14 protein-coding genes are annotated in these 23,487 nt (G+C 43.6%); 8 read left to right on the top strand and 6 right to left on the bottom strand.

The window, feature by feature from the left end; translation table 11 throughout:
* Window positions 1–2,352 (bottom strand): SLBB domain-containing protein, encoded by a 2,352-nt coding sequence (locus RB622_RS26015; protein ID WP_308049702.1) that lies wholly within the window; start codon window positions 2,350–2,352, stop codon window positions 1–3.
* 133 nt (window positions 2,353–2,485) lie between these two features.
* Complete coding sequence (gene aspS, locus RB622_RS26010; RefSeq protein WP_308049701.1) at window positions 2,486–4,258, bottom strand: aspartate--tRNA ligase; 1,773 nt, start codon at window positions 4,256–4,258, stop codon at window positions 2,486–2,488.
* A 92-nt stretch (window positions 4,259–4,350) separates the two neighbouring features.
* On the opposite strand from aspS, the gene RB622_RS26005 reads away from it, so the two are divergent.
* The gene (locus RB622_RS26005) at window positions 4,351–5,271 is read left to right on the top strand and encodes a PE-PGRS family protein (RefSeq protein WP_308049700.1); all 921 of its coding nucleotides are present in this window, start codon (window positions 4,351–4,353) and stop codon (window positions 5,269–5,271) included.
* A 13-nt stretch (window positions 5,272–5,284) separates the two neighbouring features.
* Here RB622_RS26005 and RB622_RS26000 read toward each other — a convergent pair whose 3' ends face one another.
* Window positions 5,285–7,657, bottom strand: a complete 2,373-nt coding sequence (locus tag RB622_RS26000; protein ID WP_308049699.1) for an ATP-binding protein — start codon at window positions 7,655–7,657, stop codon at window positions 5,285–5,287.
* A gap of 237 nt (window positions 7,658–7,894) precedes the next feature.
* Here RB622_RS26000 and RB622_RS25995 point away from each other — a divergent pair, with 237 nt between their 5' ends.
* From RB622_RS25995 to RB622_RS25975, 5 genes are all read left to right on the top strand, one after another.
* On the top strand, window positions 7,895–9,985 hold the full coding sequence (locus RB622_RS25995; RefSeq protein WP_308049698.1) for a prolyl oligopeptidase family serine peptidase: 2,091 nt from the start codon (window positions 7,895–7,897) through the stop codon (window positions 9,983–9,985).
* A gap of 224 nt (window positions 9,986–10,209) precedes the next feature.
* Window positions 10,210–10,911, top strand: a complete 702-nt coding sequence (locus tag RB622_RS25990) for a hypothetical protein (protein ID WP_308049697.1) — start codon at window positions 10,210–10,212, stop codon at window positions 10,909–10,911.
* A 14-nt stretch (window positions 10,912–10,925) separates the two neighbouring features.
* Entirely contained in the window at window positions 10,926–11,870 is a 945-nt protein-coding gene (locus RB622_RS25985; RefSeq protein ID WP_308049695.1) for a T9SS type A sorting domain-containing protein, read from the top strand.
* 236 nt (window positions 11,871–12,106) lie between these two features.
* Window positions 12,107–14,230, top strand: a complete 2,124-nt coding sequence (locus tag RB622_RS25980) for a bifunctional aldolase/short-chain dehydrogenase (protein WP_308049693.1) — start codon at window positions 12,107–12,109, stop codon at window positions 14,228–14,230.
* A 153-nt stretch (window positions 14,231–14,383) separates the two neighbouring features.
* Entirely contained in the window at window positions 14,384–15,667 is a 1,284-nt protein-coding gene (locus tag RB622_RS25975; protein WP_308049691.1) for a TIM barrel protein, read from the top strand.
* Window positions 15,668–15,728: 61 nt separating this feature from the next.
* Here RB622_RS25975 and RB622_RS25970 read toward each other — a convergent pair whose 3' ends face one another.
* Window positions 15,729–16,751 carry a GntR family transcriptional regulator gene (locus RB622_RS25970; RefSeq protein WP_308049689.1) on the bottom strand — a complete coding sequence of 341 codons (1,023 nt, stop codon included), beginning with the start codon at window positions 16,749–16,751 and terminating at the stop codon, window positions 15,729–15,731.
* Window positions 16,752–16,925: 174 nt separating this feature from the next.
* Entirely contained in the window at window positions 16,926–18,290 is a 1,365-nt protein-coding gene (locus tag RB622_RS25965) for a DUF6600 domain-containing protein (RefSeq protein WP_308049688.1), read from the bottom strand.
* Between the two features lie 188 nt (window positions 18,291–18,478).
* On the opposite strand from RB622_RS25965, the gene arfB reads away from it, so the two are divergent.
* Window positions 18,479–18,886 (top strand): alternative ribosome rescue aminoacyl-tRNA hydrolase ArfB, encoded by a 408-nt coding sequence (gene arfB, locus RB622_RS25960; protein ID WP_308049687.1) that lies wholly within the window; start codon window positions 18,479–18,481, stop codon window positions 18,884–18,886.
* Between the two features lie 47 nt (window positions 18,887–18,933).
* Window positions 18,934–20,181 carry an MFS transporter gene (locus tag RB622_RS25955; protein ID WP_308049686.1) on the top strand — a complete coding sequence of 416 codons (1,248 nt, stop codon included), beginning with the start codon at window positions 18,934–18,936 and terminating at the stop codon, window positions 20,179–20,181.
* Between the two features lies 1 nt (window position 20,182).
* On the opposite strand, the gene RB622_RS25950 is transcribed toward RB622_RS25955, so the two are convergent.
* A complete protein-coding gene (locus tag RB622_RS25950) occupies window positions 20,183–23,152 on the bottom strand; it encodes an FAD-linked oxidase C-terminal domain-containing protein (protein ID WP_308049684.1) in 2,970 nt (989 codons plus the stop codon).
* Window positions 23,153–23,487: the final 335 nt, after the last annotated feature.

Below are 23,487 nucleotides of genomic sequence, written 5' to 3'. Positions count from 1 at the left end.
CTACTTGTTATTGTTTAGAATACTGATAAGCGAAATAGTAACAGTCGTGATTAATGAAATGATTGCAATACGTTCTCCTGGAGAAGTTTGCCTATCTGCCTTCTTTTCTTCCACCGGAATAGTAATTACCGATCCAGGTTCAATTTTGGGCCTCGACGTAAAGACCAAAAACTTCTTACTCCTAAAAGTCCTACCGTTCGGGTAAGAAACATAAATCCTACTTTTCCAGGCATTTTCACCATATCCTCCAGCCTGCGAAATATAATCTCTAAATGAAAAGTTAGGATCAAAATTCACAGTCGATGGATTCTGTACGCCCCCGGTAATACGAACCGTTTCAGATTTGGTAGGTATACGCAGGGAATCTCCATTTTGAAGTAACAAATTGGAAGAGAGCGATGGCTTTTCAAGAATGGCTTTAAGGTCCACCGCAACCAATTCCTTGTTGCGATAAAAGCGTGTACCTTTCAGGTAAGCTTCTGCCTTCATGCCGCCTGCTTTGGGAATTAAATCGGTGATCCTTTCGAAATTTGTCAGGATTGTGTAGGTGCCGGGATACATAACCTCTCCGAGTATTGTCACAGCCTTTTGCACTTCGTACCTCGGCGATTTACGAACATAGATGATATCAAAAGGAGCCAGTTTAAATTTCTGGTCTTCTCCATTCAATTTTAGGTTTTCATCAACATCCAGAGAGAATATACGTACATTTTGAGAGCTTGGTATACCGGTTGTATCGTTCTTGATTCTCCGAGATATTTCAATACGGTAAGGAATACCGCCTTCTGTATACCCGCCAGATTTGAAAATAGCGTCTGCTACGGTAAGTCCGTTGTGGTAGTCGATTGTTCCTGGATTGATTACAGATCCGGAGACAGTGATAAGATAACCTTCTTTTAACTCATCAATGGTTTTAAGGACCAGGCGATCTTCACGCTTTAGCGGAATGTCATCAATTTCTCCACGCATTAATTTTCCAAGATCGAAAGCAATAATTTGCGGGCGCAGGGTTTCATCTAAACGTTCAATCACTGCCCGGTTCAAAAATGCGTCTTCGCGAAGGCCTTCGGCTTTTTTGATTAATTTTTTAACGGTATTGGTGTGTTCATCAATAGGGTATTCTCCATCCCGGTACACACCGCCATCGATTACCACGCGGTTTTCAATACGGTCCAGGATTTTTCCAATTTTATAGTTGTCTCCATTTTCAGGGATCAACGTGCTTATTTCTGACTCCTGAATGGAACCTACTTTCAACTCTTTTCCGGTATTCCTTCTGAACTGAATGGATGCCGAATAAGCGTTTGGCGTATAGCCTCCTGCGTACCGGATCGCATCTTTAAAAGTCTCGCCTTGTTTAATCTCAAAAAGCCCCGGATGTTTGATTTCTCCGGATAATTCAATACGTTTTTCGTACGGACGGATGAGGATGATATCCTGATCCTGCAAAGCGATATTGTCTTTCAAGTTTGCATCGACAAGAAAGCCATAAAGATCTACCGTACGTATCATTTTACCATTTCGTATAATCTCAATATTTCGGTAAGAACCGTTGCTATTAGGACCTCCTGACTGATATAATGCGTTAAATGCAGTGGCAAGTGAAGAGAGTGTATAGGAACCGGGACGTGTAACCTCACCCGTTATCATGACCTGAATACTTCTTACATCTCCGAGGGTGATTGTGGAATAAGTGCCGCCTCCTGGTCTGTTTAATGTTGAATAAGCCGTGCGCAGTCTGTTTATAATTCTTTCCGAAGCCTGCTCAATCGTCAGACCACTTACCTGAACGGGTGCCAGGTTTAGCATTTTTACGGTTCCTTCCGGGCTTACTTTCAGTTTGAAATTGTCTACGGAATTTCCATAAATGTCTACAACCAGCTCATCATCCGGTCCAAGTATGTAGTTTCTAGGGGTTGCAATCCTTAGATTAGGTTCAAAGCTCATCGCCGCATTGGCAAAAAACGAAGAACCGAAAATTTGCTTTACCGAATCTCCTTTGGGAAGTATGGATACGGGTTTGGTTTTTACATAGGTAGAGTCTGCGATTTTTCGTCTGCTTTCGTCTGTTGTGCTTCTGTTCGGTTGTGTTGGAGAAGAGGTCTGAGCCTGTTGCAGACGATTTCGCATGGCACTGATCTGATCCAGGGTATATCCTTTTTGCAAAGCAGCCTGCTCAATGTCCATGTCGGAAAGCCCGCTGGCCTTGGCTTTTTTATAAAACTCAACAGCTTGTTCGCTGGATATTGTATTGGGGTCGACGTTCTGAGCTAAGATCTTTAAGGGGATCAAAACTATTGAAAAAAGAAGAATTCCAAGGATGGATACTTTTCGAAGTAATGAGCAATGCATGTAATGTGCGTAAATTGTTATTCAAATTCAAAGAAACACCTTTATGTACTTTAGATAGAATCAGAGATTGTTTTCAAAAGTACATAAAGATATTCTAATTAAAAGTTGTTGGCAAAATTTTACGGTGTTTCTCTTAATTTGCCTTCTGAGCAACTACGTCAATGGCCAACTCTTTCAACTGCTTGTCTGAAATACTAGACGGCGAATCAATCATTACGTCACGTCCTGAATTATTTTTTGGGAAGGCGATGAAATCACGGATGGAATCGATACCGCCAAAAATGGAACACAGACGATCAAATCCGAATGCAATTCCGGCGTGTGGAGGCGCGCCAAATTCAAAGGCGTTCATCAGGAAGCCAAACTGCTCCTGTGCCTCTTCCGGACTAAATCCAAGAATTTCGAACATCTGCTGCTGGAGGTTTCTTTCGAAAATCCGGACAGAACCGCCCCCCACTTCCACACCATTGATAACCATATCGTAGGCATTGGCACGAACCTGACCTAAATCGGTTGCAAGCAATGCAATATCTTCCGGCTTTGGACTCGTGAACGGATGGTGCATCGCAAACCAGCGGTTGTCTTCTTCGCCATATTCAAGGAGCGGAAAATCAAGTACCCATAACGCGCGGAACTCGGCAGGATTACGCAAACCAAGGCGTGAGCCCATTTCCAAACGAAGTTCGTTCAGTTGCTTCCGTGCCTTATCTGCTTGTCCGGAAATCAATAGTATTAAATCACCAGGCTTGGCATCAAATGCTGCCACCCATTTTTTAAGGTCTTCTTCTGAATAGAATTTATCGACAGACGATTTGATGGTACCATCTTCGTTATATCGTACATAAATAAGCCCTTTCGCGCCGATTTGCGGACGTTTCATCCAGTCGGTAAGCTCATCCATTTGTTTACGTGTATACACGGCGCAGCCGGGAGCACAAACGCCCACAACTAGTTCTGCGTCATCAAAAACGCCAAAACCTTTGCCGGAAGTAAGATCCTGATCTTTTCCTTTCAGTTCCACAAACTGCATACCGAAACGGATATCCGGTTTGTCAGATCCGTACAAACGCATGGCGTCTGCATAGGTCATGCGGGGAACCTCAGGAAGTTCAATCCCTTTTACCTTGCTGAAAAGGTTACGGATAAGCCCTTCGAAAGTATTCAAAATATCCTCCTGGGTCACAAACGACATTTCGCAGTCGATCTGGGTAAATTCCGGCTGACGGTCCGCACGTAAATCTTCGTCACGGAAACATTTAACGATTTGATAGTACCGGTCAAATCCGCCAACCATTAACAGCTGTTTAAATGTTTGTGGTGATTGCGGCAATGCATAAAATTCACCCGGGTTCATGCGGCTTGGTACGACGAAATCGCGTGCACCCTCAGGCGTTGATTTAATCAAAACCGGTGTTTCTACCTCGATGAAGCTAAGCTCATCCAGATAAGCTCGGGTATGACGGGCAACCTGATGACGTAATTCCAGGTTCTTACGAACGGCATTTCTACGCAAATCCAGGTAACGATATTTCATGCGGATATCATCCCCTCCATCGGTTTCGTCCTCGATCAAAAAAGGAGGAAGTCTCGATGGATTCAGGATTGACAATTCGGATACCCGGATTTCGATCGAACCCGTTGCGATCTTATCATTTTTGGAAAGACGCTCAATAACCTCGCCTTTTGTAGAGATTACGAATTCACGTCCTAATGAACGAGCCGTTTCCAATACCTCAGGTGGTGTTTTTCCTTCTTCAAAAAGAAGCTGTGTTAAGCCATACCGGTCACGTAAATCCAGCCATACCATGCCCCCCTTATCGCGGATTCTCTGAACCCAACCACACAACACAACATCTTGATTTACATGCTCTAAGCTTAACTCACCACAGGTATGTGTACGTAACATATAATTATTTTAATACTGATATAAAGAAATTGCCTGATAATAAATGCCGCAAAAGTACGTATTTTTACTAAATCTAACATGAAGTGTTTTTTATGAAATTATATAAAATAAGATTTACACTGAAAAGTTTTTTATTATTTGGAGTAATATCACTGGTTTGGGGGGCTTGCGGAAATCCGGGCGTTGATCCTGAAACGGGTGATCCTATTAATTTTGAAACAGTTCCGCAGAAATTTCCGATAACGCCGGGGATCATTGACGAGGCTTCAGGACTGGCCAGCAGTGCAACGATGAGTGGTTACTTGTGGACTTTGCAGGATTCCGGGCGCCCCAACTCGCTATATCTTGTCAGTGCAGATGGGAAGACGATAAAGGAGTTCAATGTACCGGGCGCTATCAATCATGATTGGGAAGATCTGGCCAATGGACCGGGACCCGTGGAAGGTGTAAATTATTTGTATATCGGCGAAACCGGAAATAATAATCCGCCCATGACTTCGACCAATATCATTTACCGGATACCCGAAATTGGTAATATTGCAGAAGCATTCAAGCAGAATAATCTTGAAAAAATCACCTACAGCTATCCGGATGGTCCGCGCGATGCGGAAACGGTTTTGCTTGATCCATTGACCAAAGATATTTTTATTGTTTCGAAAGAACTGGATAAAGCCGGGTTGTACCGCCTTCCATATCCACAATCTACGTCAGCCGTTATCACAGCGGAAAAAGTGGGTAATATACCTTCTGTCGTGTTCACAACGGGCGGGAGCGTGTCGGTTAATGGAGGGGAAATTCTTATCCGGACTTACATTTCAGCTTCTTACTGGAAGCGAAAAACAGGGGAGACGATTGGCCAGACGCTGCTTCGTTCTCCGACCAAACAATTGTTTATAGTCGCTGAGCCGCAGGGAGAGGCGATTTGTTTTGACCGGGAAGCAAAAGGTTTTTATACCCTTGGGGAAGTCGGACAGGCAACCAGCGTTTTTTTAAATTATTATCTTAGAAAATAATATGTTTTCTTTCTTAAGAGGAGATGGTTTGATTTAGTATCTTGCTTAGCAGCAGTTCCGGATTAATCGGTTTGGATACGATATCCGTCATGCCGATCGTAAATATATTCTGCTTGGCGTCGGGTGCTAAACTGGCCGTTACGGCTATTACCGGAACGGTTTCCCCGCGGTCTCTCAATTTTTTAGTGGCCTCGTAACCATCCATCACAGGCATATGCAAATCCATCAGAATAACCTGATGTAACAACGGATCAAATTTGTCCAGAGCTTCCTGCCCGTTAACCGCGACATCCGAAACGGCGCCCCATCTCCGCAAAAAGCCCTGCACAACGAGTACGTTCATTCGGTTGTCCTCAACGACCAAAATGCGAATTCCCTGCAAAGGCTTTTCTTCCGGTCTTTCGTCTATGAAAACTTCCGGTTTTTTGTGTGCTTCCAGAATTGGGAAAGTTTGGGTAAAGTAAAAATCAGAACCCTTTCCTTCTTCGCTTTCCAGTTGAAGCAGGGATCCCTGCAATTCCAAAAGTCGTTTGCAGATAGCCAGTCCAACGCCGGTTCCGCCAAAACCTCTGGTTGAGGAAGATTCAATTTGGGTAAACTGATCGAATATGATTTTCTGCTTTTCGGGGGCAATACCAATCCCGGTATCCTGTACTGCTATTTTTAAAGTAACTTCTTTTTCCGTCCGCCCGACGATATTTATTTCTAGTTTCACCCATCCTTTGCTGGTAAATTTAATAGCATTTGAAATCAGATTGCCGAGGATCTGGTTAATTCTCTTGGCGTCCCCTGATATTCGATAGGGTAGGTAAGGATCCAGTTTTAGCGTAATATCGATACCGGCATCGTTGGCAGCAGGCGTGTAACCGGATATGATATTTTGAGCGATTTCTGAGATATCCAGCGCTTCGTTGACAAACTGGATTTTACCTTCTTCAATGGAATTAAGATCGAGGATGTCGTTGACGATTGTAAGCAGATTGTTCGCAGCATACAAAAGCATATCCAGATGTTGTTTCTGATCTGGCCGCGGTGACTCCCTGATCATGAGATGACTCATGCCGATTACGGCATTGAGTGGTGTTTTAATCTCGTGGCTCATCGTACTCAGAAATTGGTTTTTTACTCTTAAACCCGTTTCTGCGTCATTTTTTGCCTTTTTTAATGTATAAGCAAAACGGAAAGATAAAATCACCGATTGACAGAAAAAGAAAGCAATATACCCAATAAACAACGAGCGTTTTTCGGGATAAGCAATGTCGTAATAGGCAAGTATCAGGGAGATAAAAATTACAAAAATGGCCACTGTGCTTAACAGTGCATATTTAGCCCCGATCCGGTTATTTTTGTATGCCTTCCAGTAAATGTAAAAGGCAAAAAAGATAAAGAGGACCAATAGGGCAACAAAAGGGTTTATTAATTCTGTAAAAAGTAATGGAGGAGAAGCCAGTGTGATCAGTGTCAACCCGAAGCAGATCCCTATGATACAGAACATAATCTTATGCGGGGTATCTTCCGGAAAAAGGTTGCGCGTATACAAGGCAAACATAGCGACAGCCAAAAACAGGGAAATATATTCACAATGAATAGCGAGTTGCCAGCTTACGGCCGGAAATAAGGCATGAAAGGTATAATCACCGGTGCCGATAATTCGATAACTGTAACAAAAGCAGAAAAGAGCGAAATAAAGTGTCGATTTATCATGCCGTCCCAGCAGATATAATCCAAGGAAGTACAGACTGCCCATGATCATGCAGCCTGTTAGCAGGAAGTCCAGCGCATAATCGAGATTGCTTTGTGCTTCTAATACATTGAACGCCCCAATTTCAATGGATTTGGTTATACCGCCCTTGGAGTGACGAAAATTGGCAATTTGGAGCGTTAAATTTAAGGTGTCGGAGGCGGGAAAAGGCTTGATCTGCGTGGACCAGTATGGTGTGGTTTCTTCCTTGGTTGTACCTGGCTGACCATCTTTCGCAATAAGTTTTCCATTTGCATAGAGTGCGTAAGCACTGTACATGTCCGGGATTTTAAAGGCGAGCTGGTCCCTTTTGTGGGGAAGAATAACTTTTATCTCATAAGTTGCAAATCCCTGTGATGGTAACTGTTTCCCTTTCCATTGTGTTTCGCCCCATGGCTTGGGCAATGTTACAAATTCGGAATAGATCTCAGGTGTATATGGTTTTTTAAAAGTTTTCCAGTAAAATTTCCATTCGCCATCCAGGGCAACGGAGGACTGGGCAAAATCTGCTGATCTTAAGTTAATGACACCTTTAGTCGCCGTGGGAAACGATGACGAATGGTCAGCAAAACATGGCTCACAAGAGAATGTCAGGCTCAGCAATAACAGGAACGACGCTAAATACGATAGAGAATGCCGTGTCATTTTTTCATCCATAATTGGAGCCAGCGATAAATATGTGACCGTAAGATCAGTTCGACAAGGGGTATTGATAAAGAAAATGACTTTTATATGTGTAAAATAATAAAAATACGTTTTTTTACTGTACGGTCAAGCATAGCTTTAAAAAAGCGAAGATGATGCGGTCCGTTTGTAATGGAACCAAAATTCTCCTTGTTTGCAGATTAACATAGCAATTGTATGAATAATAAACGATTAGGAATGACAGTACTCACCGCCACATTACTGGCCGCCAACGGCTCGGCCCAGACGATAAATTACCCCAAAACAAATCAGATAGAGCACATTGACGAATACCATGGAACCAAAGTTTCGGATCCTTATCATTGGCTGGAGGATGACCGTTCCGCTGAGACAGCGGCCTGGGTGAAGGAACAAAATGAGGTTACTTTCAGGTATCTGAATAAAATACCATTTAGAGGCAGGATTTTTTCTGATCTGGAAAAGGCCTATAATTATCCGAAATATTCAGCGCCGACGAAAAAGGGCGATTATTTCTACTTCTATAAAAATGATGGGTTGCAAAATCAGGCTGTACTTTATCGCCAGAAAGGACTTCAGGGTACGCCCGAAGTTGTTTTGGATCCCAATAAACTCTCGGCTGACGGGACAACGCGGCTGACTGTTTTCAAACTTTCAAAGAAAGGCAATCATGCCGTGTTGGGTTTTTCAAAGGGAGGATCCGACTGGCAGGATTATCAGGTTATGGATATGAAAACTTTGAAAATGCTTTCCGATAAGGTGGAATGGGTGAAAGTTTCCGGTGCCGCATGGCAGGGTGATGGTTTTTATTACAGCAGTTATCCAAAACCGGAAGGCAGTGCCTTGGCGGCAAAGAACGAAAACCACCAGGTTTTTTATCATCAAGTAGGGACCGCGCAGTCGGAGGATAAGCTCATTTTTGAAGACCCAGCGAACGGACAGCGTTTTCATACCGTCAGCACGACAGAAGATGAGCAATTTGCCGTTCTGTATGTGAGTGATCGTGGAAAAGGAAAAGACGGAAACGGCCTTTGGGTTATGAAAAAAGGCGATACCAAATTTACTGCCGTTAAGGAAGAAATTACGGATTTCAGTTACAGCATCATTGAAGACGTGGACGGTGGGTTTTTGGTAGAAACCAATGAAAATGCGCCCAATGGCAAAGTGTTGTTTTATGAAACTAAATCAAAAAACTGGAAACCGTTTTTACCTGAAAAGCCAGAGCCGTTGCAAGGAGCCGGAACAGCCGGAGGTAAAATATTTGCATCATATTCCAAGGATGTTACCTCTCGGGTTTATGTTTATGACATGAAAGGACAACTGGAAAATGAAGTCCAGCTGCCCGGATTGGGGACTGTGGGTGGTTTCGGGGGAGATAAAGAGGATACCTTTGTATTTTATACGTATACGTCTTTCAATTACCCGCCCACGATTTTTAGCTATGACATTGCCAGCAAAAAGAGCAGTGTTTTCCGTGCGCCGGAAGTTTCTTTTAAACCGGAAGATTATGAAACCAGACAAGTATTTTACGCGAGCAAGGATGGAACGAAAGTGCCGGCTTTCATCACGTACAAAAAAGGGTTGAAACTCGATGGTACCAATCCGACAATATTGTATGGTTACGGCGGGTTCAATATCAGTCTGACGCCTTCGTTTAGTCCTACCCGTATCCCGTTTTTAGATCAGGGCGGCGTGTATGTCCAGGCTAATTTACGTGGGGGGAGTGAATATGGAGAAAAATGGCATGAGCAGGGGATGAAGCTCAAAAAGCAGAATGTTTTTGACGACTTTATTGCGGCTGCCGAATTCCTGATCAAAGAGAAATACACTTCGCCGGAACGTTTAGCCATACAAGGTGGCTCGAATGGCGGTTTGCTTGTTGGTGCTGTGATGAATCAGCGGCCTGAATTGTTTAAAGTGGCATTTCCCGCAGTAGGTGTTATGGATATGCTTCGTTTCCATAAGTTTACCATTGGCTGGAACTGGATTGCCGATTACGGCAGCAGTGATCATCCGGAAGAATTCAAAATGCTTTACGGCTATTCTCCGCTGCATAATATCAAAAGGGGTATTAATTATCCGGCCACAATGATCACAACGGCTGATCACGACGACCGTGTTGTTCCCGCACACTCCTTTAAGTATGCTGCTGAATTACAGGAGAAAGCAGCGGGGTCAACTGCCAATCCCTTACTGATCCGAATCGATACAAACTCGGGCCATGGGGCCAGCAACACCAAAAAAGCGCTGGAAATGCAGGCTGACATTTATGCGTTTTTATTCCATAATATGGGCCTGAGCTGGAAGTGATTAGGTTTTAGTATTAATGCAAGTAACCGAAAATTAAATTATTGATATATTAATTTGATTTGCTGATTTTTTGTTTGAAATTTGAGTAATTACATCGACAGTGACATCCGTTACTGTCGATTTTTTTTCAACGTTTCTTAACAACTTCTTTTTAATAAACCGGCAAGAATGATGCTGTTTCATTCTGCCTGAATTTCGTTACGTTGTATTTTAATTCACACTTGTTGAAGCACTATGAAACATTATTACTTACTTTTTATCTCCTGTTTTCTGTTACGGGTAGTTTTGCACAAACACTGGAAGATGACCGGTTGGCTTTAAAAGCTATTTCCGAGAAAATGGGTTCATGGGCTTGGGATAATAGTTATCCTGACCGGCCTTGGCAATTTCCCGGTGTTCCTGGGGATAATCCCTGCGGATGGAATGGGATAACCTGTGAAAACGGGCGCGTGACGGAATTAATTTTGGCAACTGTATATTTAAGTGGTGTAATTCCTCCCGAAATAGGTAATTTGACAGCGTTAAAATCACTTGTATTGGTAAGTGGTGGTCCTGATCTGAGTGAGATTTCTCTTGGGCAAGTGTATGGACCTATTCCTAACGAAATTGGTAATCTGATTAACCTGGAACGTCTGGAACTCAGCCGTAACTCATTTTCAGGGTCTATACCTGCCAGTATAGGAAATTTGGTAAAATTAAAGTACTTAGATATTGGCCAAACATTTCCATCGGTATATGAAAACCCACTAAGTGACCCTTTACCAAATGAATTGGGAAATTTGGTTAATTTGGAATACTTGAATCTAGAGAAGCACAACTTAAATGGTAACATTCCGACAGTATTAGGGAACTTAACTAAATTAAAGCATCTGGATCTATCAGATAATAATTTCAGTGGCTCTTTCCATCCTCTTTTGGGAATCTGACAAACCTCACCTATTTGGATTTAAGCTATGTCCAGGATTGGGGCAAGCCGAGTAAGTGGTCGCCTTTGGGCGGAACAATCCCCAATTTATCCGGCATTCCCATTTCTGCATTTGTTGATATCTCCGGCAACTCTTTTACGTTTGCGGGAATGGAAACGAATATCAGTCGATTAGATAGTTACAGTAATCAAGCAAAGTTTTCATTGGATGTGGCAGTACCGCTGAGTGAGCAATCCGGATCGGGAGAGTTGTTAATGGCACAGAGGTCAGGGGGAGTCACAACCAACAATACATATAAATGGTATAAAAATAATGAGCTTGTGGCAAATCAAATAGGTCTTAGTAATTATCCTGGATTCACTTTGGGAACCTATCGAGTAGAGGTAACAAATAGTTTGGTCCCCGGCCTCACACTGGTTAGTGAAAATTATATTGTTGATCAGCTGGCGCCTTTTCCTGTAAAATTGCTTTCGTTCGATGGAGTGCGTCATGACTCAGAAAACCTCCTCACCTGGAAAACAACCTCAGAAACCAACAACAAAGGCTTTCATATCGAACGCAGTGCCGATGCGAAAACGTTTGAAAACATCGGTTTCGTCGATGGACTGGGCGATCATCTGGGCGATAAAACCTATACCTTTCTGGATACAAAACCCTATTTCAAAACCTACTACCGCCTGAAACAACTGGACTGGGACGGGAAATCGGAATACGCACGGATCATTACCGTAAAACAGGATAAAACAAAACTCAGTGTTTATCCGAATCCTGCCAAAAATGAGTTTTTTGTTTCCGGATTGGATAGGGAAGAGGCCGTTGAAATCAGGAATGCTACGGGCAGGGTTGTGTTGGAACAAAAAGTCAATCCTGCGCAGCCAGTTCGTACGGACAAGCTTTTGGACGGACTTTATTTAATCAAAGTAGGGGAAGAAACGAGGAAAATAGTCATTCAAAATTAACAGGTTAAATATACTTTCTTGCCAAACGGCCTGGGTAGATATCTCTGCTCAGGCCGTTTTAATTAAAAAATAACTTATTTATCTTATATTTTTTTAGTATGCAGGATACCACAGGACGGTACCCAAAGCGAAGTTTTCTAATCTTGTATCGTAATTAAAAGTGAAATAAATTGATTTTACTCACCCATGATTTTTAAGCGGTTTTAACGAAAAAGTGATTATAAAAACAAAACAATATGAGCATTTTAAAAGCAGAGCAGTACAAGTACGTGAGTTATCTTTGGGATGAAGAAAAAGCGGCTTCTTTAGGTGACGACCAGGTGGAATTACTTCTTTACCGTTCCAATTTATTGGGAGCGGATCTTCGTCTTACAAACTATGCGGGCGGTAACACCAGCTGTAAAACCATCGAAAAGGATCCGTTGACAGGCAACGATGTTGAGGTGATGTGGATCAAAGGTTCAGGTGGTGATATCGGAACGTTGAAAAGAAGCGGATTGGCTGGTCTTTATCAAAATCGTCTGCATGCTCTGAAAAATATTTATCGCGGTCTGGCATTTGAAGATGAAATGGTTGAGCTTTTCAATCATTGCATTTACGATCTGAAATCGAAGGCGCCTTCCATTGATACGCCTTTGCACGGTTTATTGCCGTTCAAACATATCGATCACCTGCACCCTGACGCACTGATCGCCATTGCTGCTTCGAAAGAAGGCGAGGCGATTACGCAGGAATTGTTCAACGGTGAACTGGCGTGGGTACCTTGGCAGCGTCCGGGTTTTGATTTAGGTCTTACACTGGAAAAAACACTTGCCGATAACCCGGGCATCCGTGGAATCGTTTTGGGTGGACACGGTTTGTTTACCTGGGGTGACACTGCTTACGAATCTTATATCAATACGTTGGATGTCATTGAAAAAGCATCCGCATACCTTGAAGCAAACTACGGCAAAAAACGTGCTGTTTTCGGTGGCGCAAAACAGGAAAGCCTGGCTGCGGATCGCCGTTTGGAAATTGCCGGTCAGCTGGCACCTTATTTGAGAGGACTTGCTTCTGATCGTCAGACAATGGTTGGTCACTTTACGGATGATGCCCGCGTACTGGAATTCATCAACAGTAACGATCTGGATAAGCTGGCACCATTGGGAACAAGTTGTCCTGACCACTTCCTGCGTACTAAGATCCGTCCGTTGGTTTTGGATCTTTCTCTGGAAGCGTTATCGGGGGATGCGCAAGCCATTCTGGATGCTATCCGTCCGCAATTTGAAGCATACCGCGTCGACTATCAGGCATATTATGACCGTTGCAAACATGATAACAGTCCGGCCGTTCGTGACCCGAATCCGGTCATTATTTTGTATCCGGGTGTAGGTATGTTCTCGTTTGCAAAAGACAAACAAACGGCACGTGTGGCGGCGGAATTCTACACCAATGCAATTAATGTAATGAAAGGCGCGGAAGCAGTTTCATCATACGTTTCTTTGCCGGAGCAGGAAGCTTTTGATATCGAATACTGGTTATTGGAAGAAGCTAAATTACAGCGTATGCCGAAAGAAAAATCACTTTCCCGTAAAGTGGCTTTCGTAACCGGCGGATCGGGTGGTATTGGTAAGGCAATCGCACAGAAATTCCTTGAGGAAGGTGCTTGTGTTGTGATCTCAGACATTGATGATAAAGCGCTGGCTGAAACAAAAAACGAATTTGATGCCAAATTTGGCAAGGATTTTTCGGCAACAGCCAACGCCAACGTATTGGAAGTTGACCAGATCAAACAAGGTTTGCATACAACGAAATTGAAATTTGGCGGTGTTGATATCATCGTAAACTGCGCGGGACTTTCGATTTCGAAGCCATTGGCAGAAACGACGATCAAGGACTGGGATATTTTGCAGGATGTTTTGGTAAAAGGTCAGTTCCTGGTTTCTCAGGAGTCTGTGGCGGTGATGCGTCAGCAGGGATTGGGAGGCGATATTATCAACATTGCAAGTAAAAACGGATTGGTTTCAGGACCAAATAACGTAGCATACGGAACGGCAAAAGCGGCTCAGCAACACATGACCAGACTTCTGGCAGCAGAATTGGGACCGGATAAAATCCGTGTCAATGTGGTGAATCCTGATGCCGTTATTTCCGGAAGCAAGATCTGGGAAAGCGGATGGGCTGCAGGCCGTGCGAAAGCATATGGCATTAAAATTGAAGAATTGCCAGCTTATTATGCAAAACGCACCGTTTTGAACGCTGAAATTCATACAGAAGATATTGCAAACGGCGTTTTTGTATTCGTTGGTGGATTGTTAGGGAAAAGTACCGGAAATGTGCTGAACATTGATGGTGGCGTGCCGGCTGCATTTGTTCGCTAGTGCTTAAAGCAAAAGCTGTGTCAAAGGTAAACTTTACTTTTGGCACAGCTTTTTTTTATAAAGGACTGAAAGGAGCGTTGATGATTTAATGTACAGCAACTTTTTTAACCCGTTTTCTTCACTCTGAATCTTAAAATCTCTAATGCTAAAAAGATGAAAATAGAACAATATCGGATTGACCAGCATAATGAAGGTTTGCTTGGGAAACATAACAACCAGTTCATATTTCTAAAGGAACAGTTAGGGGAACAGGGTATCGACGCCCATGCGATCGTGAAAACGTTGCAGGCGTTTCAGGTAGCCATACCAAGCTGGGCATTAGGAACGGGCGGAACACGTTTCGGACGTTTCTCGGGTGCCGGGGAACCGGGATCTCTCGTTGAGAAAATAGAAGATGTAGGTATTTTACATGCTTTGAACCGTTCTAGCGGATCCATATCCCTGCACATTCCATGGGATATCCCGAGTGATGCCAACGCGATGATTGATCTGGCGTCGTCACTGGATTTAAAATTTGATGCCGTAAACTCGAACACGTTCCAGGATCAGAAAAATCAGGAGCTATCCTATAAATATGGCTCGCTGTCACACGTGGATCCGAAAGTGCGCAAGCAGGCGGTTGAACATAATATTGAAGTAATTAAGTACGGCAAAGAACTGGGATCGAAGGCGCTTTCAATCTGGCTTTCGGATGGTTCCTGTTTTCCTGGACAGTCGAATTTTGTGCGGTCTTTCCGGAACACGCTGGAATCTTTGCAGGAAATTTATGCGGCGCTTCCTGATGACTGGAAAGTTTTCGTGGAGTACAAAGCGTACGAGCCGAATTTCTATTCAACCGTTATTCAGGATTGGGGAAGTTCATTGCTGTTCTGCAACAAACTGGGACCGAAAGCAGACGTACTGGTTGATTTGGGACACCATTTGCCCAATGCCAATATCGAGCAGATTGTGGCGACGCTGATGATGGAGAATCGTTTGGCTGGCTTCCATTTCAACGACTCGAAATATGGAGATGATGATTTGACAGTGGGCAGTATCAGACCTTATATGTTGTTCCTGATTTTTGTGGAGCTGGTTGAAGGAATGAAACGTGCCGGCAAAGGCAGTGATGGATTTGCCTGGATGATCGATGCAAGCCACAATGTGAAAGATCCGCTGGAAGATTTGATGCAGTCTGTCGAAGCAATCCTGTTGTCGTATGCGCAGGCACTTATTCTGGATACTAAAAAACTGGAAAAAGCTCGTCAGAACAATGATGTGGTATTGGCTCAGCAGTTATTACAAAATGCTTTCAGAACGGATGTACGTCCTTTGGTAAGAGAAGCGATGCTGCATAGCGGCGGTTCTCTGGATCCGATCGGACTTTTCCGTGACCTTAAAATCAGAGAAAATCTGATCAGCGAGCGAGGTACCGTAACGGTGGCAACCGGGTTATAAAATTTGCAATGGATATGAAAAGTAAATTGCCATTCCGAAGTTTCCGGGATGGCAACTTTGTTTATAACGACTTCCTCCGGATCAGCGTAAACGGATTTTTAATGCTTTCGGCTTTACTTTGCATAACCAGCCGTGCGGCAGATTTCCCCATTTGTTCATGATCGGTTGAAATGGTGGTGATGCCGTCCAGTAAAATTTCCTTTAAAGGTGTTTCATTGTAAGAGATGATGCCCACGTCTTTGCCCACGACCAGTCCCTGTTCATTGCATTTTTTGATCAAATTCACCAGATCAGTTTCTTCAATAATCACATAAGCTGCGTCTTTCAGGACGACAATGTTTTCATCGGTCTCATAAATAATCTCATGATCAAACTGATGCTGGATACAGAAAAGCCTGAAACCTTTGATGATTTCCTTAGGATAAGGGATCAATGTCGGGAAAATCAGGATTAGCTTGTTGTAAACTTTCAGTAAATCAATCGCTTCATTTAAAGAATGGAGAATATCCTTTTCAAAGTTCTGGTATACGGAAGAATGTTTCAAAAGACCTGATTCCAGTATATCCTTATCCAGTAAAATCAGCTTCTCCGGCGGAATCAGTTTTAATATTTTTATGGCCTCTTCCTCGTTCTCATAGAAATGCGGCATGATTACATAGTAATCATATTCGCCGATACTGTTCTTGATTAAATTATTGAAAATATTAATGTTGGAGTGGTGAATGTGAAGGTCCACAATAACATTTCTACCTACATTTTCTACAAAAGAATTATAGATCTGTTTTTTATAATTACTTATTTTATTGAAAACCAGCAAAATTCTCGAAGTCGTTTCAATATCAACCCGGTTGATGAAATAACCTTTGCCCCGCACCGATATTAAAACGCCGTCTTTGATCAGATGTTTATACGCCTTCTCAACCGTATCACGAGAAAGTAAATATTCTTCGCTTAACTGGTTGATAGACGGTATTTTATCTCCTCTTTTTAGCTTCCCTTTACCAATGGCCAACAGTAACGATTTGATAATTTGCATGTACTTTGGCGCACTCTCTTTAAAGTCGATATCAAACTGGATTTCCATTAAAGCGTTTATGTGTTTAAAGTGTGTTAAAATTACTACATTTCCTCAAAATTTGACTATTCAAATCAAAACGTAACAAATAAGAAATGCATTAATTTAAAAAGAACAATACATAAAAAAGCTCCTCAGGAAATGTTTAAATTTCACGGAAGAGCTTTTTCTTTAAGCCGAAAATTATCTTGGAGAACGACCGCCGCGTTCTGATCTTTCACCACCTCCGGCGTTTTCATAAGATCTTCCGCCACCTCTGGATTCGCCGGAATTTCTTTCAGAGGAATTGGAGCGGATCGATGGTCCGTTGTTCGACCGCTCCTGACCTTGATTCCCATTGTCGCGGGAACGGCCACGGTCATAAGAAGGTTCGCTGGAACGGGAACGATTTTGCTCAGGGCTTGGCGTCGGACGGGCTTGCTCGTAGCTACGGTTTCCGCGGTTATCATTATTACCGGGTGCTTCCTGATTTCTTGAACGGTTGAAATCCTGTGAACCTCTGTCCGGTGAGGAGTTCCATCTGTCGGGTGCAGTACGCTCGTTGGAACGATAAGGCTGATTTGATCGGTCGTTACGATCATTTCTCACGTCAGGAACACGGTTGTTTCTGTCTACGGATGGGCGTTCGTTTGAGCGGTAATCATACGTTCTGTTTCTGGAATTGTTTTCAACGGGTGTACGGCGATCATAGCCATTTCTACTACTGCCGGGAGCATCATAGGAATGTTCTCTGCCAGACGAATGGTCGATCACCACGGCGCCTCTGCGGTTGCGGTCGATATCACGAACGACAACGGAACGTCTGGTCACTCTTTCAATTTCATCACGTCTCGGGCCATACACATAGGTACGGTTGTCGTTGCGATAATAATTGTTGATGATCGTGGTGCGGTTGTAAATGTTGTTATATCTACCTCTTGGCGCGCAGTAACTGTGCCAATTCCGTGTCGAAATGTATTGCTGCGGTAGGAAAACCCACCAGAACGAAGGGATATTAATGGATACGTTGATATTTACACCAGGACCCAGCGGAGCCCATCCGTAATATCCGCCACCGGAGCGCCAGTTCACCCAGGCAGGTCCCCATTCGTAACCAGGAATCCAGAACCAGCCATTGTAATCGTCGTAAGACCAGCGGCCGTAGTGGAAAGGTGCCCAACCCCAGTCGTAATCCGAAACCCAGGTATTACCATATTCTGTCACTTCCCAATATCCGTTGGTCGAATAGGGTTGAAAATCGCGGTCCGCATAAGGAGTCCATACCGAACCATATTGAGGCGTATTGATCCACCGTCCGTAAGGAGACAATTCGTTGTAAAATGTTTGGAAAGAAATGGAAACTCCCGGCTGAGCTTTTACCTTTTCCTGAATCGAAATACCTCCAAGAAGCAAAATTGACAAGGCGAGAATCCGAAATTTATGCATGCTGTACATGGCCGTAAGAATTAGTTGTTTCTGAATTAAAATCGATGGTTTGACCTGAAAATAATAACCGGGTTTAACGCTTGTTTTCCTTCCAAATATGGTGAGATCATGAATGTTTTGCATTGAAAAACGTAATTTTGATTTTTAATAAATCCAATGTTTTTCGTTAATGTGTTTGTATACAATTTGTTGTGAATTAACTTTTAAAGTTTGAGACAAAAATTTGAGAAAATTTATTCATCCTGAAAGCGAAAAAACCAGTATGATTCGTATACATCTTAACACACGTTAACAATATTTGAAGTCAAACCATGATAAACCCTGAGAAGTTACACGCTGAAATCGTTTTTCAAACTGCCAGAAGCGGTGGGAGCGGAGGGCAAAATGTTAATAAAGTGGAGACGAAAGTAGAGCTCCGTTTCGATATCGCAAATTCCGCTTTATTGACCGAAGAAGAGAAGCAGACGCTGATAAACAAGCTGAGTACAAAACTGACCAATGAAAATGTACTGGTGATCTACCATCAGACGGAACGATCACAGCTGGCCAATAAGGATAAGGTAGTCGAGAAATTCAATAAGCTGATACAGCAGGCATTTTTTGTCCAGAAGAAACGTAGACCAACGCGGCCGACGCTGGCCTCCAAACTGGACCGATTAGCTGGAAAACAAAAGAAATCGCAGGTGAAATCCATGCGAAGGAAACCGATTGATGATTAATTTTACAGGATAAATTACTTACTTTTCGTTATGACCTTTCACTAAATATGGCCTCTATTTCTGCTACTGCCCATGTTCCCGCCTGGCGTACCGTTCTTTCACTTCCCGTTGTTGTAGCCTCTCTGGGCTATTTTGTGGATGTGTATGATCTGCTTCTTTTTAATATTGTACGAGTGCCCAGTCTGAAAGATCTGGGTTTGTCGGAAGCTGAGATTTCGGTTATCGGGGCGAAAATTTATAACTGGCAGCAGGCAGGTCTGCTGATCGGTGGTTTTTTCTGGGGGATCTGGGGAGATAAAATGGGGCGGCGTTCGGTACTTTTTGGCTCCATCCTGACTTATTCTCTTGCCAATATCGTATGCGGTTTTACCAATGATGTGGCCTTGTACTCGCTGCTGCGCTTCGTCGCGGGCCTGGGATTGGCAGGTGAACTGGGAGCAGGTATCACGTTGATTGCCGAAATCCTTCCAAAAGAACTTCGCGGTTATGGTGCGTCGGTGGTCGCGAGCGTAGGGCTGGCGGGGGCTATTGCTGCTTTTTTTGCCGTAAAACTGACGGACTGGCGGATGGCCTATTTCATCGGCGGAGGCATGGGATTAATTCTTCTGGCGTTACGGGTTAACGTACTGGAATCCTTTTTGTTTGAAAAAAGTATTAATAAAGTCACGTCTAAAACCGTGCACTGGTGGACCATTTTTACGAAACGGGAGCGTTTAATCCGGTATATGCGCTGCATGGGCATTGCTTTGCCTACGTATCTGGTCATCGGAATTTATGCAACCTTTGGCAATGAGTTCGCCAAAGCCTTAGGCGTTCCCGGGGATATTCAGGCTGGAACCTGCGTGCTTTACACGTATATAGGGGTAGTAACCGGCGATTTTTTCAGTGGCGTGTTAAGTCAATGGCTGCAATCGAGAAAAAAAGCTATTCTGTTGATGCTGCTGATGACGTTTGCAGGGGTTTTAGCGCTGCTCTATGGCGGTATTAACTCAGCCACTACATTGTATATCTGCTATGGCTGGCTGGGTTTTTCAATCGGATACATTGCGATGTTCCTGACCACCACGGCCGAACAGTTTGGTACGAATCTCCGCGCGACTGTAACGACTTCGGTAGCCAATAATGTCCGGGCGACCGTGTTATTGACGTTACCTGTATTCCAGTTCCTTAAACCGGATTGGGGTGTTCTTCAGGCCGGCGCAGTGGTTGGAGCCGTTTGCTTTTTGCTGGCTTTACTTTCCTTGTGGAAAATGGAAGAAACCTATGGCAAGGAACTGGATTACGAGGAAGAATAATTTATACCAATGCTTCAAATAATATTTCAGCCGGATGCAGGGCTTTACGTCCTGTTCCATCATGGATCTGATGGCGGCAGCTTGTTCCCGGCGCGGCGATGATCACATCATCGGCTTGTTTACGTACGGTTGGGAAGAGCACGAGCTCGCCAATTTGCATGGAAATATCGTAATGCTCTTTTTCATAGCCGAATGACCCGGCCATACCGCAGCATCCCGACGGAATAAGCTGAACGGTATAGTTTTCAGGCAGTGAAAGCATTTTTTTCGTAGGAATCATACTTGAAATTGCTTTCTGCTGGCAATGGCCGTGTAATTTGATCAGACGTTTTTCCTTGCTGAACGAGTTTTTGGAAATCCTTTTAAGTTCAATTTCACGGGCGATAAACTCGTCAAACTGCAAGGCGTTTAATGCAAGTTTTTTTGCGTCCTCCAAAAGATCATCACCAACCAGATCAGGATATTCATCGCGGAAAGTCAGAATTGCGGATGGTTCCAGACCTACCAGCGGTCTTTCATGCGTAATCACATCTTTCAGTAACCGGATATTTTCCTCGGCAATCTTTTTGGCATCTTTTAACAAACCTTTTGAAAGCTGCGGACGTCCTGATGGTCCGTGTTTTGGAATGATCACTTCATAGCCCAGCTTTTCAAGAACCTGAATTGCTTTTTTACCAATTTCCACATCGTTGTAGTTGGTAAACTCGTCACAGAAAAGATATACTTTCTTATCCGAAGTGACAGACTGTTTTTTGCGTTTTTTATACCATGCTTCCAAAGTTGTGTCATGCAAAAGCGGCATCGTACGTTCCGGGTGGAAACCTACAATGTTGTTTGCAATTTTACGCAACGGAGCATTTTTGAAAACCATATTGTAAGCCCATGGAACATAACTTGCCAAGCCTGTCAGTTTGGAGAAATTACCTACCAGCCAGGAACGAAGCGGAACACCGTGTTCATCATGGTAATGCTGCAAAAATTCCATTTTCAGTTTGGCTACATCCACATTAGATGGACATTCACCTTTACACCCTTTGCAGGCAAGGCACAGGTCATAAACCTCTTTGATTTCCTTGTTGTCAAACCGGTTTTCCTTAGGCGAATGTGTCAGCATTTCACGCAGGATATTGGCCCTGGCTCGGGTGGTGTCCTTTTCATTTCTTGTCGCCATGAAACTCGGGCACATCGTTCCACCGCTCATTTCCGTTTTCCGGCAGTCACCGGATCCGTTACATTGTTCCGCGTGCTGCAAAACAGTCTGGTCCTGATAGCGGAAATAGGTTTTAAATTCCGGTGTCACGTGATCGGCCTCGTAACGCAGGAAGGTATCCATTGGAGGCGTATCGACGATCTTGCCTGGATTCAGGATGTTGTAAGGATCCCAGGTACGTTTTAGGTCTTTGAACAGCTCATAGTTATGCTGACCCACCATTTGCGGGATGAATTCACCACGCAAACGCCCGTCGCCATGTTCACCGGAAAGTGATCCCTGGAATTTTTTTACCAGCGTTGCAATTTCCTCAGCAATGGTCCTGAATTGCTGGTGCCCTTCCTTGGTTTTAAGATTGATGATCGGACGCAGGTGTAGCTCGCCCGAACCGGCGTGTGCATAATGCACCGCAGACATGCCGTGTTTTTTCAGGATATCGTTAAACTCGATGATGTATTGAGGCTGGTCATAAACATCGACCGCCGTGTCCTCAATCACGGCCACAGCCTTTTCATCACCCGGAAGATTACTTAATAACCCTAGTCCTGCTTTCCGTAAAGTCCATATTTTTTTTGTATCGTCACCAAAAAGCAATGGGTAATGATAACCCATGCCAGCCTGTATGAAATCGGCTTCGAGTGCCCGCGCAAGCGCTTCCACCTCCGCTTTGGTTTCTCTGGAAAGATCGACAACCAGAATCGCCGGGTATTCTCCCGATGCGGTATTCTGAACAAAAAATGCGTTTGCTTTTTGCTCTTTATTTGTTGCGGCGCACTCAAGTACGTAGTTGTCAATTAATTCTACGGCCTGTGGTTTATATTTAAGGGCTAAAATGGTAGCCCGCAACGCTTCATCGATCGACGTAAAATGGGCGCACAAAAGGCCTTGCGTCGTCGGTGGAAGCGGGATGATATTCAGTTTAATTTCGGTCAAAAAGCAAAGCGTTCCCTCCGAACCGGCAATAAGCTTGCACATGTTGAAAGGAATAACTTCCTGGCCTTCATCCGGAACCGGGGTGAAGGGCTCGGTTTCCAAAAGCATATCCAGGGCATAACCCGTATTCCTTCTTTCTACGCTGCGTTTTGGGAATTCCTTTCTGATCTCGGTCTGGTTGACGGGATTGGATAGTATTTCGAAGGTTTTCGCGTAGATTTTATCCGCAAGAGAATCAGCAGTATCCGGGAGTTTGCTCCTGAATGTTGCCAACGTTTCTGTTCCAAAAGTTACATCACTGCCATCGGCCAGAATCGCCTTGACTTCCAGCAAATGTTCCCTGGTACTTCCATAAACGACCGAGTTGGAGCCGCAGGAATTATTTCCCACCATCCCGCCGATCATGGCGCGGTTGGCGGTTGAAGTTTCTGGTCCGAAATATAACCCGTACGGTTTAAGCGCCATATTGAGCTCATCACGAATCACACCCGGCTCTACGCGCACATATCTTTCCGCTGCATTGATTTCCAGGATTTTCGTAAAATGTTTCGACGTATCCACAATAATGCCGCTTCCTACAACCTGTCCGGCCAGCGAAGTGCCGGCAGTACGTGGAATCAGCGATACCTTTTTGCTTGTCGCGAAGGCGATCAGCTTTTTGATATCTTCCAGTGTTTTGGGAATGGCTACGGCCAAAGGCATTTCACGGTAGGCTGATGCATCCGTTGCATACAAAGTACGCATGGTATTGTCATCATAAAAATCACCGGTAAGCTGACTGGCTAATTGTTGTAAATCGGTATTCGAAACGGAGGACTGCGGTGTCATAAACAAAAATGTACAGAAACGAAACTGCCCCAAAGTTACGCACAACCGCTGATCAAATCATGAAATTTTTATAGAAAGGTTGGCGGGAAAGCCAGTCTTTCTCCGAAATAGTATTAAACAGTCCTTTTATGATAATTCTAATCACAGTTTCTCGAAACAGCATAAAAAATCTCCGTTGCTAATCATTACGGCAAAATATCACGAAAAGTGCCCTTTGGTGAATAAACGTAATGGAACCAATCTTTTCTTATAAATATTTAATAATTCTTTTGTAACTAATGTTTGTGATATTTTAACTATTTATAGTAATTTAGATAAGTATTTGTCTGAAATTA

It is taken from the genome of Dyadobacter sp. LHD-138 (assembly GCF_030929615.1).
Lineage (GTDB): Bacteria > Bacteroidota > Bacteroidia > Cytophagales > Spirosomataceae > Dyadobacter.
This window is presented reverse-complemented; position numbering and strand designations above follow the sequence as displayed.